Here is a 15,638-nt window from a genome sequence, read left to right as displayed (position 1 = left end):
GCGCCCGGCTACTACCCGTACCAGCGCGGCGCGTGTGGAGCTGCCAGCCCGAACCCTGGCTCTGCGCCAGATTACGGCGGAAATCAGCTCGACGGCAACCGGGGGCAGCTGGAGCGACCCCACTACCTGGGTGGGCGGCGTAGTGCCCACGGCTACCGACAACGTAACCATCGTGGCCGGTGCCACCGTGACGCTGGACGTGGCCGCGACCTGCGGCGGACTTACGGTAGCGGCCACGGGTACGCTCCAAACCTCGGCCACTACGGCCTATACCCTGCAAGTAGCCGGCAACGTTACCAACAACGGCACGCTGGATCTGAGTGCCAGCAGCAGCATCGGTTCAGACCTACGCTTTACCGGCGCGGGCAACGCTACCTTCACCGGTACCGGCACCACCGACTTGCAGACTATGTCGCTGGCCAAATCGGTGCGGGCAGACATTGTGGAAATGATTCTGCCTTCCCTTTCGGTGAAGGGCAGCGCCACGGCTACCGATGGCTTCCTCTCAACGCGCATTACCACCAACACAGTGGATGACATGACCGGAACGCTCAAGATTTCGGGCACCAATACGGTCACGAACCGCGTGTTCAGCAACGCGGCCTCGTACGTCATTCCCGCAACCGGGGGCTTCTGGCTCAACAACGCCAACTTCACCGTAGCCAGCCAGACCGGCTCGCCCGTCGTGAACGGCTTGCTGCGCATTTCGGCCGGTACCTTCAACGTGGGCAACTCCATCGGCAACTCCATCAACTTCGGTGCCGGCTCGGTCTACACCATGGAAGGCGGCACGCTGAGCACGGTAGGTCGTTTCAGCAGCTTTACCAGTGCTACGGCAGCGGCGTCCATGACCTTCACCCTGAGCGGCGGTACTATCAACGTTGCCACTGTGGGCAACGCCTCGGGCACGCCCTCGTTTGGCGTAAACGGGACCACCACTATTTCGGGCGGTACTATCAACCTGGTGCAGCGCAGCACCGCTACCACCCCGCTCGACTACTACGTGGCGGGCACGTATAACTACACCGGCGGCACGGTGAACGTGGGCGTGGGAGCTACGGCTACCAACTTCGATTTCCGCATCCGCGGCACCTTCCCCAACCTGAACATTGACAACACGACCAACGCCAAGACGGCCGTGCTGCAGGGCCAGACCATCGTGTACGGCACCACGCTGATTACCACCGGCTCGACCCTGACTCTGAATGCCAACACCCTGCTGCAAGTTGGCGCTACGGTGACCAACAACGGCACTTTGAACGGCACTGGCTCGGCCACCAGCTCGACCGGGGCCACGGTCAACAGCACGCTCTACTTTATTGGTAGCGTACCGCAGACCTACGGCGGCACTGGCACGGCCACGACTCCGCTCCGCGTGCTGACCATCGACAACAACGGCGGCGGTGTCACGCTGAGCAGCCCGATTGTGGCCGCCCGCGTGAACATGTTTACGGGCAACCTCAACGGAACCAGCAACCTGACCATCGGCGACGGAACGGCGGTGTTCAACGTCATCCAGATCGGGGTGACGGCCAACACCGGCACCAGCGGCTCGTTTGCCAGCGCCCCCACCTTCAACCTGGGCAGCGGTGCGCTACAGCTGATTTATGCTCCTGAGATGACCAACCGCACCACCGGCTTCGAAATTCCGGCCAGCCGCGTGGTAGATGTTATCAGCATTAGCAACCCCGCTGGCGTAACACTGGCTGGCGGCCCCGTAACCGTGCCCGGCGTCTCGAATGCTTCGCTGATTCTGACCAATGGTGTACTGACGACTTCGGCAGCTAGTACGCTGGTACTTGGCCCCAGCGCCGGTGCCATTCCTACGGGCTCGGCTACGAGCTACGTGAAAGGCCCGCTGGGCATTAGCGTCAACAGCGCTACCGCCGTTAGCCGCACCTTCGCCGTGGGCGACGCGGCCGGCTGGCGCCCCGTAGTAGTGGGCGGCATCACGACCAGCGCCAACCAGGTGCTTACGGCTACGGTTATCAACGGCGCTTCCAATGGCAGCGTAGTGGCTCCGGTTTCCAACCTGAACCCCACCCGCTACGTGCGGATCGAAAACTCGGCTAACCTGCCCGCTACGGCCACGGTACAGCTCAGCTACGGTGCCGACGATGTGGTGGGCAACCCGGCTACGGCAGTAGTAGCCCAGGCTGCTACGGCTGCTGGCGCGTATGCCTCCATTGGGGGCACGGCCGTTACCACGCCCGCCACGGGCCTGGTTTCGACCCTGAACATCACGCCCGGCAACGACTTCTTCGCCCTGGCCAACACCGAAGGCGGTACGCTGACCAGTTCGGTTAGCGCAGTGTGCGCAGGCTCCAACTCGGGCACTATCACGCTGACCAACTACGTAGGCACCATCGTGACTTATGAAGTTAACACTGGTTCGGGCTTTACGCCTGTTTCACCCCTTAACAACACGGCGACGCTGACCTTCACCAACCTGACGGCCACCACCACGTTCCGTGCTGTGATTCTGACCAACGACGGACGCCAGATCAACTCGGCTCCCGTGACGGTGACGGTAAACCCCGCTACGACGGCCACGTTCAGCTACAGCAGCGCCACGTTCTGCGTCAGCGGCACCAACCCGACGGCTACCGTAACCGGCACTGCGGGCGGCACGTTCAGCTCGACTACGGGCCTGAGCATTGATGCGGCCACGGGTGCTATCAACCTGGCTACCTCCACGCCCGGCACCTACACGGTGACGTATAGCGTAGGCGGCACTTGCCCGTCTTCGGCTACCCAAACGGTAACCATCACAGCGGCTCCGGTAGCTGCCTTCTCGTATGCTGCTACCAGCTACTGCGTTACGGGTACGAACCCCGCGCCAGTAGTACCCGCCACCAGCACTGCAGGCACGTTCAGCTCTACTACGGGCCTGAGCATCAATGCAACGACCGGTGTAATTAACCTGGCGGCCAGCACGCCCGGCACCTACACCGTGACCAACACGGTAGCCGCCGCCGGCGGTTGTGCCAGCATTACGGCCACTACTACCGTAACCATCACGGCTCCCGCTACTGCCGGCTTCAGCTACGCCGCCGGTACCTACTGCGCCGGCAGCGGCTCGGTAACGCCGACCCTGGCCACGGGTGCTTCGGCCGGCACGTTCTCGTCGACCACGGGCCTGAGTCTGAATGCTACTACCGGCGCCGTTGACCTGACAGCTAGCACGCCCGGCACTTACACCGTGACCAACACCGTGGCCGCTTCGGGTGGCTGCGCGGCCGTAACTTCTACGGCTACGCTTACCATTACGCCCCTGCCAGCCCGTCCGACGGTGAGCGTGCAGTACAACGGTCCGACCACGACCCTGACCTCGAGTGCGGCCACAGGCAACCAGTGGTACCTCAACGGGGTGGCCATTGCCGGTGCTACGGGTCAGACTTACGTGGTCAACTCGGCTGCGCAGTACGGCTCTTACACGGTGGTCGTCTCCGCTGGCGGCTGTGCCTCGGCCCCTTCCCTGGCCCTGGTGGTCACCTCCAGCGTCAAGCCCCTGGCTGGCTCCAGCCTAAGCGTGTACCCCAACCCCACCCACGACGGCAACCTGCGCGTAGAGCTTAACGGCTACAGCCAGGCCACCGAGCTGACGGTAATCAACGCCCTTGGTCAAGTAGTATTCACGACTAAGGTAGAAGGCAACAGCAGCGCCCGGACCGTGCAGCTGGACCTGACCACTCAGCCCGCGGGAGTGTACCTGCTGCGCGCCAAAACGCAAGGCGGCCTCGACATCCGCCGTATCGTCAAGGAATAACCCTTTGTTCCGAACAAAGCTGGAAAGGCCTACTGCGCTGCAGTAGGCCTTTTTCTTTTCCCGGTCTTAGGCTCCGCAACCCGAACCGTAGGCTGCGGCGCCGCCCGGCGGTTTCTGTTTTTTGGGCGTAGCGCCGTAGCTTTACTTCCATGTCCGTCTTTCAGACTTACCTGCAGCTCGGGTTTTTCCACATTTTCAACCTGCAGGCTTATGACCATCTGGTGTTTCTGCTGGCTTTGTGTGCGCCCTATGCCGCAGCCGAGTGGCGGCGAGTGGTAGCCTTGGTAACGAGCTTTACCATTGGGCACTCCATCACGCTGGCCCTGGCCACGCTGGGCTTTGTGCAGTACAACGCTAAGCTGATTGAAATTCTGATTCCGGTAACGATACTCATTACCAGCCTGCTCAACCTGCGGCAGGCCGGGCTGGATACGCGGCGTGAGCCCCTGCTGTGGGCCCTGCCCAATCTGCTGGCGGCGGTTTTCGGTCTGATTCACGGCCTGGGCTTTTCCAGCTACCTGCGCGAGCTGCTGGGCCAGAGCAGCCGCCCGGTGGCCGAGCTGCTGGCCTTCAACATCGGCGTAGAGCTGGGTCAGCTGCTTATTGTGGCCGTGATTCTGCTGGTGGGCTTCGTGGTGCTACGGGCGGTGCGGGTAGCGCGGCGCGACTGGATACTCGTAGTCAGTGGCGCGGCGGGCGGAATTGCCCTGGTGCTGTTGCTGCAAAACCTTACTGGCTAAGAAACTATGCCTTGCCGATGCAGCGTTTCGCTCCCATTCCTGTCTTTGACTTTCTAAGTGCTGAGTGCAGCCGTGTACTGCGCTGATTTTCTTGATCTTTCGCTTCTACTTATCGTTTCTATGTTCAGAAACTTACTTCTGGCCGCGGGCCTGGCCACGCTGACGGCGGCCCCGCTGCTGGCGCAGAATACCAACTCCGGCACCGACAAGTTTCAGCAACTCGACCAACTGCTGCCCACGCCCAACTCGTTCCGGACGGCCTCCGGGGCGCCCGGCGCCGATTACTGGCAGCAGCGCGCCGACTATAACATCCGCGTCAGCCTGGATGACAATACACAGTCCATTAAAGGCTCCGAGGATATCACCTACACCAACCTCTCGCCCGACGTGCTGACCTACCTCTGGGTGCAGCTCGACCAGAATATCCTCGACAAGAACTCCATTACGACTTCCACCCAGGTGGCGGAGGTGAAGGATAAAATGTCGTTTCAGGCCATGGAGTACCTGATGCGCTCCGACTTCGACGGTGGGTTCAAGATTGAGTCGGTGGCTATGAAGGGTGGTAAGGCTCTGAAGCACACCATCAACCACACCATGATGCGCGTGGACCTGCCCCAGCCGCTGCGGCCCAAGCAGGCCGTCACGTTCAGCATCGCCTGGCACTACAATATCAACGACCAACTCAAATTCAGCCAGCGCAGCGGCTACGAGTTCTTTCCCGACGATAAAAACTACCTCTACGAAATTGCCCAGTTCTACCCCCGCATGGCCGTGTATAACGACGTGCGCGGCTGGCAGCACAAGCAGTTTCTGGGCAGCGGCGAATTTACCCTGCCCTTCGGCGACTACCGCGTGAGCATCACGGCCCCGCCGACCACGTCGTGGGCGCTACCGGCGTGCTCCAAAACCCCGACCAGGTGCTGACGGCCACCCAGCGCAAGCGCCTGACCCAGGCCCGGGGTGCCAAGAAGCCGGTGCTTATCGTAACCCAGATGGAAGCCGAAATGGCCGAGCAGAAACGAGCCAAAGGCACCAAAACCTGGACCTACGCCGCCAAAAACGTGCGTGACTTCGCCTGGGCCTCGTCCCGCAAGTTTATCTGGGACGCCATGGAAATCGAGCAGGCCGGCAACCCGGTGCTGTGCATGAGCTACTACCCCAAGGAAGGCAATCCGCTGTGGGGCAAGTACTCGACCGAAGTCGTGGCCCACACCATCAAGACCTACTCCAAGCACACCATCGACTACGAATACCCCGTGGCTATTTCGGTGCACGGCCCCGTAGGCGGCATGGAGTACCCGATGATCTGCTTCAACGGTGGCCGCCCCGAGAAGGACGGCACCTACTCCGCTGACCGGAAATACGGAATGATTTCGGTGATTATCCACGAGGTGGGGCACAACTTCTTCCCCATGATTATCAACTCCGACGAGCGGCAGTGGTCGTGGATGGACGAGGGCCTGAACACTTTCGTGCAGTACCTTACTGAGCAGGAATGGGAGCGGAATTACCCCTCGCGCCGCGGGGAGCCCAAGAACATTGTGGAGTACATGCGGACCGACAAGAGCCTGCAAACCCCAATTATGACCAACTCGGAGTCGGTGCTGCAGTTCGGTCCCAACGCCTACGCCAAGCCCGCCACCGGCCTGAACATTCTGCGCGAGACGGTAATGGGCCGGGAATTGTTCGACCACGCCTTCAAAACCTACGCCCAGCGCTGGGCCTACAAGCACCCCGAGCCGGCCGACTTTTTCCGCACCATGGAAGACGCCTCCGGCACCGACCTCGACTGGTTCTGGCGCGGCTGGTTTTACACCACCGACCACACCGACCTGAGCCTGGAAGGCGTGAAGTGGTTTACGGTCGACTCCAAAAACCCCGAAATCGAGAATGCCAAGCGCCGTGAGATGCTCAATAGCGCCCCCCAGACCCTGAGCCAGCAGCGCAACCTGCAGGACATCAAGAAGACGGTGGTCGACGAGAAGCCCGACCTGAAGGACTTCTACAACAACTACGACCCTACCGCCACCACCGACGCCGACCGGCAGCGCTACCAGCAGTACGTCAGCACGCTCAAGCCCGAGCAGCAGGAGCGCCTCAACGCGGGTCTGCACTTCTATGAGCTGGATTTGCGCAACGTGGGTGGCCTGACCATGCCGGTTATCGTGCAGATGACCTTCGAAGACGGCAAAACCGAAATGCTGAACATTCCGGCCGAAATCTGGCGCAAAAACAACGAGCACGTGACGAAGGTGGTCATTACGCCCAAGCCCGTGGTCAGCTTTATTCTGGACCCCTTCCAGGAAACGGCCGACACCGACCTGAGCAACAACAGCTTCCCCGCAAGCTGGCTCCTTCGCGCTTCGAGCTGTACCAGCAGCAGCAGCAGGTTGCTCCCAACCCGATGCAGCAGAGCACCACGCAGCAGGCCCGGCCCACCGGCGGAGGCAGCACGGGCGGCACCAACTAGGCGCTAAGCGCAGCATATCTGAAAAGGCTGGGCTTAATTGCCCGGCCTTTTTTTTGTGCCATGCAACCATTTGGGCTCGGCGGGGCTCCTGCCCGAGCAGAGTACCCATCTTCTACCATAACCCGGCTTCTGCATGCAACACTTTTTACCTACTCTTAGGCTATTCACCCTTCTGGCCCTGTCGGCCTGCACCACTGAGAACTGCATTGATCCGGCCCGCAGCCCGCTTGCTACGCCGGTAAGGTAATCGGGAGCACCTGCATGGATGGCTTGCTGATTGAGGTCGACAGCCAGTTTCCAATTGGCAAGCCCTACGGTCCGCACACCAACCTAGTAGCGGCCGTGAACGTGGAAGGCGGCGACCCTTACACCCTCCAGGGTCAGGGGTTCAAGTCCGGCGAAACTATTTATTTCAGCTACGACTTGGCACCAGGTGGCCGGGAGGCATTTTGTCCCCAAAACACGATACCCTTACCCGTGCCGCACCTTAGGCTGACCAATGTAGGTGCCACAACTTGCCAGCAGGTTAACTTCGGCCAGTAATATCTACTACTGCCCGGCAGTATTGCAGAGCTAGTAGCTAGGCTTCATACCTGATATGGGATATGGACTTCGGGAATACACGCGGATTTGCTGGCTAATTAGTAGCGTAGTTGGCGACCAGAAATTATAGGCCCTGCGCTGGCAGCTCGATTCTTAGCGGTTCTTTGCACTTTCTAGATACCACCAGGCCCTACTTCAATGCCTACCTCCGTCATTCCCTTCCAGGTCACCGACTGGACCCAAATTCCCGCCACCGAGCACCCCGGCGAAACCGGCGTGGCCTACTGGCGCACGATGCAGCTGGGCAGTTTAAGGGTACGAATGGTAGAGTATTCGGCGGGCTATAAGGCCGACCACTGGTGTAAGAAAGGTCATTTACTCTTCGTAACTGAAGGCGAGCTGCTGACCGAGCTGGCCGACGGACAAACGTTTCGGATGACGCCGGGCATGTCCTACGAGGTGTCGGATGAGCTGAGCTCCCACTGCTCTTCCACCGAGCTGGGCGCCAAGCTGATTATTGTGGACGGCGGCTTTCTGGCTGGCTGAAACGCAGTATAGCGAACGGTGGTGACGCAGGCCGCAGTAACCGCTGTCGTATGTGCCGCTATTCTTCAGTTATCGGGTGCTGAAAGCCAGCTGTTTTTTTGTGCATCTTGTAGCCCTTATGAGAGCATTGCTATTACGCACAGCCCTGTTTGCCTTTCTCTTCTGCGGCGGAATTTCGGCACAAGCACAGGAATTTCTGAATGAGCGCACGATGAAGCTAATGGAAGTTTCACGGGACTCTTCCTATGGCTATGAGCCGGATAACCCAATTAAGATAGGGCGCGCAAAACATAATATGGGCTTCTATTTAAATGCCCTAAAAGGCCCCCGCGATTTAAAATTTCATGTAGATAAAATACAGTATAAAATTGATGAGAAGCGCGATACACTAACGCAGGTAGATCTATCATTTGAAGGGTATAAGAATGCCGGCGCCGTGACGCTTTTCTTTCTGCCGAAGCAGTTTGAGCAACCCAAAGCCCCGTTGATGTTCAGGTTCAAAACAGTCGCCGATTTACCTGTGGCAACTCGGTTTCCAACCGATAAAATCGTAAAAGCAACCGCCTGCACACCCAAAAACTTATTTGCCCCCGCGGCCGATAGTCCCTTATCCTCGCCGGATATGCTGGCAAAGCGTTTGGGCACATTGCCCCCACAACCCGATTCGTATCCGGTATTTACTGGTGGTAAGGAAGCGCTGCAGAAATATTTTGACGCGCATCCGTTGACGAGTGAGATGGCCCAAAAGGCGGCCTTTATGACAAGTATTCTATTTTTGGTAACCTGTGAGGGCAAAGCAGGCGGCTACCTCATTCTAGCCGATGTAGACGGGCGCGGTGAATTTGAAACCTTAGTCAACCAAGTACTGGGACCGGTAAATGAAATGCCGCAACAATGGAAACCTGCTACCAAACGGGGTAAACCAGTAGATTCCTACCAAATTCTGAAGTTCTTAGTAGCAAAAGGGAAAATAACCAACGTTACGTACCAATAATCTTAAACCTTCAACCTCATGGGAATTCTTGACGGCCTGCTGGGCAATGCTTCCGAAAACGACGCGCAGGAACTTCAGCAGGAGCTGACGCAGATTCTGGCCACCGGGGAGCGGATTGAAAAAGCCTACGCCATCATCCGCGACCAGATCATCTTCACCAACAAGCGCCTGATCCTGGTGGATAAGCAGGGCGTGACGGGCAAAAAGCGGGAAATCCTGAGCGTGCCCTACCGCAGCATCGAGCGGTTCTCCATGGAAACCACCGGCCACTTCGACCTCGATGCCGAACTCAAAATCTGGATTCGCGGCCAGGCCGAGCCCGTCAGCAAAAACTTCCGCGACGACCGCAGCATTCACGACATCAGCCGCGCCCTGGCTGAGTATGCGCTGTAAATGGTGAGTTGGTGAACTTGTGAGTTTGTTGCTCGGCTGACACTTGCCTGTGTCATTGCGAGGCGCAGCCGTGGCAATCCGTCCTCTGCGCAGCACGAATCGTCCTTCTACCAAAAAGCCCTTTCCCGTAGCAAACAGGAAAGGGCTTTTACATTAGAACGCTTGGCACATTTCAGAGAACGGATTGCTTCGGCTTACGCCTCGCAATGACAGGAAAGAATAAGCCTTTCACGCCAGTCGAATGAAAAACTCACCACTTCACCATCTCACCATCTCACCATCTCACCGCTACGCGGCTGGGGTTTGGATGGCGGGCGGCGTGGGGTTGTACTGGGGCGTACCGGTAGCGTGTTCGGCTTTTTTCTTGCCCTGGTCGTCTTTCACGTCGCGGCGGCTGAAGGGACGGATGATCAGGCGCAGAGCCTGGTCGGAGCTGAAGTAGCTGAAGGCCCAGTCGACGAAGGCCACCACTTTGTTGCGGAAGCCCACGAGCGTCATCAAGTGCACAAACAGCCAGGTAAACCAGCCAAGAATGCCGCTGAAATGCACGTCTTTGGGCAAGTCTACCACCGCCTTGTTGCGGCTTACGATGGCCATTACGCCCTTGTTCTTGTACACGAACGGCACTGGCGCCTGACCTTTAATGATGCGCTGCAGGTTGTCGCCGAGCAGGTCGGCCTGCTGCTGGGCCACGGGCGCCAGCATGGGCAGGCCGCGAGGCATTTCCTCGGTTACCATGTTGGCCACGTCGCCGATGGCAAACACGTTGGGTAGGCCCTGCACCTGGTTCCACTGGTTCACGTTGATGCGCTTGTTGCGCGCTACCAGCTCCTCGGGAATGCCCGGTACCGCGGCCCCGTTCACCCCGGCAGCCCAGATCAGGTTTTCAGTCGGAATAAAGTCGGTTTCGGAGTAGTAGGCCCGGCAGTTCTCGTAGCCTTTGATGTGGGTATTGAGCCGCACTTCCACGCCCAGTTCCTGCATGTAGCGCATGGCATCCTGCTGCGACTTCACTGACATCGGGCCCAGCAATTCCGCCCCGGCTTCTACCAGGATGATTTTCATCTTGCTCAGATCCAGCTCGGGTAGTCTTTGGGCAGCACGTGCTTGCGCATCTCGGCCAGGGAGCCGCTGATTTCTACGCCCGTGGGGCCGCCGCCCACCACCACGATGTTCATCAACGCCTGCTTTTCCTCGGGATTCTCCGTCAGCAGTGCCTTTTCGAAGTTCTGGAAGATAAAGCTGCGCAGGTTCAACGCATTCGGGATGCTCTTGATCTGCATGGCATTTTTCTCCAGGCTTTCAATACCGAAGAAGTTGGTGAGGGAGCCCGTGGCCAGCACCAGGTAGTCGTAGTGAATGTCGCCGACGCTGGTGTGCACCGTGTTGCTGGCGGTGTCTACGCGCTGCACGTCGGCCATGCGGTAGAAGAAGTTTTTCTGGCCGGCAAAGATCTTGCGAATTGGGTAGGCAATGCTGTCGGCTTCCAGGGCCCCGGTAGCCACCTGATACAGCAGGGGCTGGAAGTTGTGGTAGTTGTTGCGGTCAATAACGACCACCTGCACCGGTGCGTCGCGTAGGGATTTGGCCAGACGCAGGCCACCGAAACCACACCCCACGATGACGACGCGGGGCTGAGTTGAAACCGGAAGATTCGTATCCATAGGATTTTGCTGAAAGGAACGAGCCAAGGTAAGCGCTTTTATATAGCGGCCACGGCATCCTTGGCCTTTACCGGAAAACGACCGTTCTGGTTACCGTTGAGCTGGTTTTGCTGACTCCGGTAAGGGCCTAAAAATCAGAAAGCCCGCTGCGGAGCGGGCTTTCGGTACCGGGGCAGCAGAGCCGATTAATAATCGACGCCTTCTTTCTTCTTGAATTCGCCCTGCTTGATCTGGTTGATGAGCTGCAGCCAGCTGAAGGGGTTCAGCAGCGGGTTGTTGGTTTGGGGCGTGGGCGCGGTGCCCATGCGCCGGGCCTGGTCGTACTGCTGGTTCTGCATGGTCTGGCGGTAGTTGCCCATGCTGGTTACCGGCGCATTGTTGAAAATGCGGCGCAGCACCTGCTCGTTCAGGTTGTCGGCCATGGCCGAGCCCCGTTCCTTGGGCAGCTTCAGGGCCAGAAAAGCGCGCTTAAACTCCTTTTCGGTGGCGTAGGGAAAGATGCGCACCTCGGGCAAGATCGTCGCGTCTTCCTTGAGCTGCACAATGACCGAGTAGCTCTGACGCTGGTAGTCAGGCGGAATCACCACTGTTTGGTTGCGGTAGCCCAGGGAGCGAATCACGATACTGTCGCCGGTGAGTACGGGCAGCGAGAAGTAGCCATAAGCGTTGGTAGCCGTGCCGCGGCCGGCTTTGGGCACAAATACCGTGGCGCCGGGCACGCCCAGCAGGGAGTCGCCGGTGGCAATGATACCCGTGAACTGCACCACGCGGCGCTGCCCCTGGGCCTGGGCCCGCGTGGGCTTCAACCCCAGCAGGGCCAGCATGACCAGCCCTACAACCAGCCAGGAAAAAGGAATTCGAACACTACCAGACATACAAGGCATTACAGACTACAATAATACGGCTCTTTGGAGGTGTAAGCCCGGGTTGGTGTAAATTTGTTCCCACCCCGGCCCACGGGCCTGCTTCGCCTTTCAGACAAAAGATGCGCCTAAAACACTTCAGCGTTGCATTTGGTCAGCAACTATTCAAAGCTTTTGGGGACGACTCGCGCGTGCGCATCCTGCATTTGCTGTGGCGCAACCAGGAAATGTGCATTTCCGACCTGGAACAGGTGCTCGATTTCACCCAAACCAAAACGTCCCGGCAATTATTGTATCTAAAAAATGCAGGTTTGGTGAATTTTCGGCGACTCGACAACTGGGCTTTCTACTTTATCAAAGACGAAGTAGCCGATTTGGTGGTCCAACTGTTGGCCTTCATGGAAAAGGACGCCCAGCTCACCCGCGACCAGCAGATTTACCAGACGCTGTGGTCGAACCGGGAGCTGGCCGCGTACAAGCTCCAAAACCGCCGCTGGACCGGCATGCCCTAAACCGCGCGCCACTGGCTTACTCTCTACGCAACCTTCCCTTATGACGCTGGCCTACCACCTGTTTGTGTGCAACAACCAAAAAGACGAAATCGGCAAGGACGTGGCCCGCGCCCTCAAAATTGAAATCAAGAAGCAGGGCCTCAAAAGTCTGCTCCTGGGTGGCGTAAAGCACAAAACCCGGGTCCAGACCTGCAACTGCCTCGACGTGTGTAAGCACTGCAAGAAAGGCCCCGGCGCGGCCGTCATCATTTACCCCGAGGGCACGCTCTACGGCGACGTAAAGCCCAAGGACGCGGCCGACATCGTGCAGAATCATTTGCTCGACGGCCGGGTTGTAAAAAGACTGTTGCTCGACTAACATGTATTATACTGCTGGCTACTACTTGGTCATTCCCAAGCATGAGCAAGGAACGGTCAACGGCCATACTTTCACAAACCGTTCTTGGTCAGTCAGCACATACATCAGCCACGTTTATCCTGGCATTTGGGGCTTCAAATGGGCATATAGCAACCGACAAGTTCCCAAAGCCTATAGCCCATTGCCGGAGGAACTAGCCAGTCTGCACACTTGGATTGAAGCCGAGTTTGGGCAAGGCAATTACGGTTGGCCGGGCTTTTTTCTTAGTCAGGAAAAGGCCTTTGAATTCAAACACAAGTTCTTAGCGGCATTGCCCGGGGTGAAGCTGCTGGGAATATTTCTGCACGAAGAGTACTACGCCGCCGCTTTGACTTGGCTTCAGCCCAATAATGGCACTGAATGGACCGACCTACGTACCCTATTAGGTCAGCAGGTGGTGGAACCAAGCGCCGGAGAGGAAATTGGTTTTGATTTGTTAGGACTGCTGGACTTTGGCGGCTACGAACCTTTTTCCTACCACGTACTGGAAGCTGAATACCAACATACCTTTGGCATCGCGCTGAATACATACGGCTTATTCACAAAGCCGGCAGACTGCCAACAGGTAGCTGCTTACACTGATACTATTGCCGATGAACCCGCATTCTGGCTTCCCTTTAAAGTGAAGCTATTTGCTTGTCATTCCTGAGCTTACACTTTTATGAAGCCTTACCGCCACCTCTTCTTCGACCTGGACCACACGCTCTGGGACTTTGAGAAGAACGCCGAAGAAACCCTACGCACCCTCTTCGACCTCCACGACCTGGGCCGCTTCGGCACGTTCACCGTCGAGGAGTTTATCAGCCGGTACCGCGATGTGAACCACGCACTGTGGCGGCTGTATCAGAATAACAAAATCAGCCAGCAGCAGCTACGTAGCATCCGGTTTGTGCGCACGCTCAGCAAGCTCGGCGTGGATGAGGCCGACGTGCCTTTCAACATCTCCCAGCAGTTTACCGATATACTACCGCAGAAGTCGGCCGTGTTTCCCTTCACCCACGAGGTGCTCGACTACCTGCAAGGCAAGTACACGATGCACTTGATTACCAATGGCTTCAAGGACATTCAGCACATCAAGCTCACCTCCTCGAAGCTGACTGACTACTTTCAGGAAGTAATTACCTCCGAGTGCAGCGGCTTTCTCAAGCCCGACGCCCGCATGTTCCGCCATGCCCTGGAACGCACCGGAGCCACCGCCGCCGAAAGCCTGATGATAGGCGACAATCTGGAGTGCGACGTGCTGGGCGCCTACAATGCGGGCATCGACCAGGTGTACTTCAACCCGGACAAGCGCCGCCACTTTGCCAGCATTACCTACGAAATCAGCTGCCTAAGCGAGCTGCGCGACATTCTGTAAAACGCCCCGCCCCGAAAGTGTGGTTTCGGGCGGGGCAAGATTCTTCAACTGGTAGTAAACCTGCTTACAGCAGCGCCCGGTCCCAGCTCAGCTCCTGCTCACTGATGGCCGAGAGCAGCACCAATCCCACACCTACCAGGCCCTGGCGCAGGTCATGCTCGCGGTGCTGGTAAAAGCCTGTGTGCAGCTCGTGGGTCAGCCAGCTGCGGGTCTGGGTTAGCCAGTGGGTGTAGCCTTTGCGGTAGGCCTCGTGCCCGCTGAGCTGATAGAGCTTGCGGTAGAGATGGGCCACACCGGCCGCGCCGGTGCCAAACTCGGCCGTGGTGACGGCGGTAGCGCGCACGTCGGTGCGCAGCAGCGTATTGAGGCCCACCAGTTCGGCCAAGCGCACCAGCTCGGCATCTTGCAGCAACTCGTAGCCTTTGTAGAAAAGCAAGGCCTGGCCCAGGTCACCGGCGCGCCAGCTGAGTTCGTTGCTGAAGGTGGGGTCGTCTTCCTGGTCGTGCCCGATCTGGTCGGGAAAGATGGCGAACTTCTTCTCCGAGAAATCGACCTCCCGCTTGGCCGCCAGGATGTAGAGAATTCCCTGCCGTACCTGCTCCATAATGCCCGCGCGTAGGGTTCCGCGCTCGGCCAGCTGTACTAGCAGCAGCAGCTCCCCGGCCAGCCCGTCGGCCAGGCCCAGGCGCGTAGGCGCCGCGCCCGGTTCTGGCCCGGCCGCAGCGCCTCCCGGAAAGCCCAGAACTTTTTCGGCCAGCATCCGCTCCACCAGCCCCGTTACCTGCTGCCATTGGTCGGCAGTCAGCTGCTCCGGCAAACGCAGGTAGAAGTAGCGCACGATGCGCAGCAAGGCAGTCCGGTTAAGGCTGGCATTTTCAAGCAGCGTGGTAGCTTCGGTAAGCAGACGCACGTCCCACTCGGCAAGTGGGTCCGCGGTTTGCTTGTCGAGCACGGCGTGCTGCACCAATTCGGCGTGGAGCCAGGCCAGCATAACTACCTCGTCCAGCTGCGAAGCAGCCCACGGGTCGGCTCCCCGGGGCACCAGCAGGACCAGCAGCTGACTAAGCAGTTCTTTGGCCCGCAGGGCATCCTGCTCCTGCCCAAAAGCCCGGTACACGGCATAGTAATACGCGGCGTAGCCCAGCAACTCGGCAATACTGGTGCCGGCCCGGCTCTTATTGGCAATAATGCTGTGGATATCGCGCCAGCCGGTCACCAGGCTGTCTTTGTCCTTATGCACCGATGATAAATAAGGCTTCACCATTTTACTATTCGTGAAAGGAGAGTAAACGTCAAGCCCGGCTCTGCTACTTATCTCCGAAATAAGGGTAATCGATAGGTACTTATAGTGACTCGTGAAAGAGCCCTTGTGCCGGCGCACAAGGACTTC

14 protein-coding genes and 1 pseudogene are annotated in these 15,638 nt (G+C 58.4%); 11 read left to right on the top strand and 4 right to left on the bottom strand.

Features of this window, described 5'->3' with window-relative positions:
* The first annotated feature begins 34 nt into the window (after positions 1 to 34).
* From MUN79_RS09015 to MUN79_RS08985, 7 genes and pseudogenes are all read left to right on the top strand, one after another.
* Positions 35 to 3,769: a beta strand repeat-containing protein gene (locus tag MUN79_RS09015; protein ID WP_244677355.1), complete on the top strand. Its 3,735-nt coding sequence runs from the start codon at positions 35 to 37 to the stop codon at positions 3,767 to 3,769.
* A 149-nt stretch (positions 3,770 to 3,918) separates the two neighbouring features.
* A complete protein-coding gene (locus MUN79_RS09010; RefSeq protein ID WP_244677354.1) occupies positions 3,919 to 4,509 on the top strand; it encodes a HupE/UreJ family protein in 591 nt (196 codons plus the stop codon).
* A 120-nt stretch (positions 4,510 to 4,629) separates the two neighbouring features.
* Positions 4,630 to 6,979 (top strand): annotated as a pseudogene (locus MUN79_RS09005) (M1 family metallopeptidase).
* Positions 6,980 to 7,240: 261 nt separating this feature from the next.
* Entirely contained in the window at positions 7,241 to 7,522 is a 282-nt protein-coding gene (locus tag MUN79_RS09000; RefSeq protein WP_244677353.1) for a hypothetical protein, read from the top strand.
* A gap of 198 nt (positions 7,523 to 7,720) precedes the next feature.
* Positions 7,721 to 8,068 (top strand): DHCW motif cupin fold protein, encoded by a 348-nt coding sequence (locus MUN79_RS08995; protein ID WP_244677352.1) that lies wholly within the window; start codon positions 7,721 to 7,723, stop codon positions 8,066 to 8,068.
* Positions 8,069 to 8,120: 52 nt separating this feature from the next.
* Positions 8,121 to 9,062: a hypothetical protein gene (locus MUN79_RS08990; protein WP_244677351.1), complete on the top strand. Its 942-nt coding sequence runs from the start codon at positions 8,121 to 8,123 to the stop codon at positions 9,060 to 9,062.
* Positions 9,063 to 9,080: 18 nt separating this feature from the next.
* Complete coding sequence (locus MUN79_RS08985) at positions 9,081 to 9,455, top strand: PH domain-containing protein (protein ID WP_244677350.1); 375 nt, start codon at positions 9,081 to 9,083, stop codon at positions 9,453 to 9,455.
* 288 nt (positions 9,456 to 9,743) lie between these two features.
* Here MUN79_RS08985 and MUN79_RS30785 read toward each other — a convergent pair whose 3' ends face one another.
* From MUN79_RS30785 to MUN79_RS08975, 3 genes are all read right to left on the bottom strand, one after another.
* Complete coding sequence (locus MUN79_RS30785; RefSeq protein WP_311136695.1) at positions 9,744 to 10,520, bottom strand: NAD(P)/FAD-dependent oxidoreductase; 777 nt, start codon at positions 10,518 to 10,520, stop codon at positions 9,744 to 9,746.
* Between the two features lie 5 nt (positions 10,521 to 10,525).
* Entirely contained in the window at positions 10,526 to 11,119 is a 594-nt protein-coding gene (locus tag MUN79_RS30780) for an NAD(P)/FAD-dependent oxidoreductase (RefSeq protein ID WP_311136694.1), read from the bottom strand.
* Between the two features lie 185 nt (positions 11,120 to 11,304).
* The gene (locus tag MUN79_RS08975; RefSeq protein ID WP_244677349.1) at positions 11,305 to 11,994 is read right to left on the bottom strand and encodes a carboxypeptidase-like regulatory domain-containing protein; all 690 of its coding nucleotides are present in this window, start codon (positions 11,992 to 11,994) and stop codon (positions 11,305 to 11,307) included.
* Positions 11,995 to 12,104: 110 nt separating this feature from the next.
* On the opposite strand from MUN79_RS08975, the gene MUN79_RS08970 reads away from it, so the two are divergent.
* The 4 genes from MUN79_RS08970 to MUN79_RS08955 are packed head-to-tail and all read left to right on the top strand — an operon-like array spanning position 12,105 to position 14,248.
* The gene (locus MUN79_RS08970) at positions 12,105 to 12,494 is read left to right on the top strand and encodes an ArsR/SmtB family transcription factor (protein WP_244677348.1); all 390 of its coding nucleotides are present in this window, start codon (positions 12,105 to 12,107) and stop codon (positions 12,492 to 12,494) included.
* Between the two features lie 40 nt (positions 12,495 to 12,534).
* Positions 12,535 to 12,852: a (2Fe-2S) ferredoxin domain-containing protein gene (locus tag MUN79_RS08965; protein WP_244677347.1), complete on the top strand. Its 318-nt coding sequence runs from the start codon at positions 12,535 to 12,537 to the stop codon at positions 12,850 to 12,852.
* A 1-nt stretch (position 12,853) separates the two neighbouring features.
* Positions 12,854 to 13,540 carry a hypothetical protein gene (locus tag MUN79_RS08960; RefSeq protein WP_244677346.1) on the top strand — a complete coding sequence of 229 codons (687 nt, stop codon included), beginning with the start codon at positions 12,854 to 12,856 and terminating at the stop codon, positions 13,538 to 13,540.
* A gap of 12 nt (positions 13,541 to 13,552) precedes the next feature.
* The gene (locus MUN79_RS08955; RefSeq protein WP_244677345.1) at positions 13,553 to 14,248 is read left to right on the top strand and encodes a YjjG family noncanonical pyrimidine nucleotidase; all 696 of its coding nucleotides are present in this window, start codon (positions 13,553 to 13,555) and stop codon (positions 14,246 to 14,248) included.
* Between the two features lie 64 nt (positions 14,249 to 14,312).
* On the opposite strand, the gene MUN79_RS08950 is transcribed toward MUN79_RS08955, so the two are convergent.
* On the bottom strand, positions 14,313 to 15,512 hold the full coding sequence (locus MUN79_RS08950) for a lanthionine synthetase LanC family protein (RefSeq protein ID WP_244677344.1): 1,200 nt from the start codon (positions 15,510 to 15,512) through the stop codon (positions 14,313 to 14,315).
* Positions 15,513 to 15,638 lie beyond the last annotated feature (126 nt).

The sequence above is a fragment of the Hymenobacter cellulosilyticus genome (genome assembly GCF_022919215.1).
Lineage (GTDB): Bacteria > Bacteroidota > Bacteroidia > Cytophagales > Hymenobacteraceae > Hymenobacter > Hymenobacter cellulosilyticus.
This window is presented reverse-complemented; position numbering and strand designations above follow the sequence as displayed.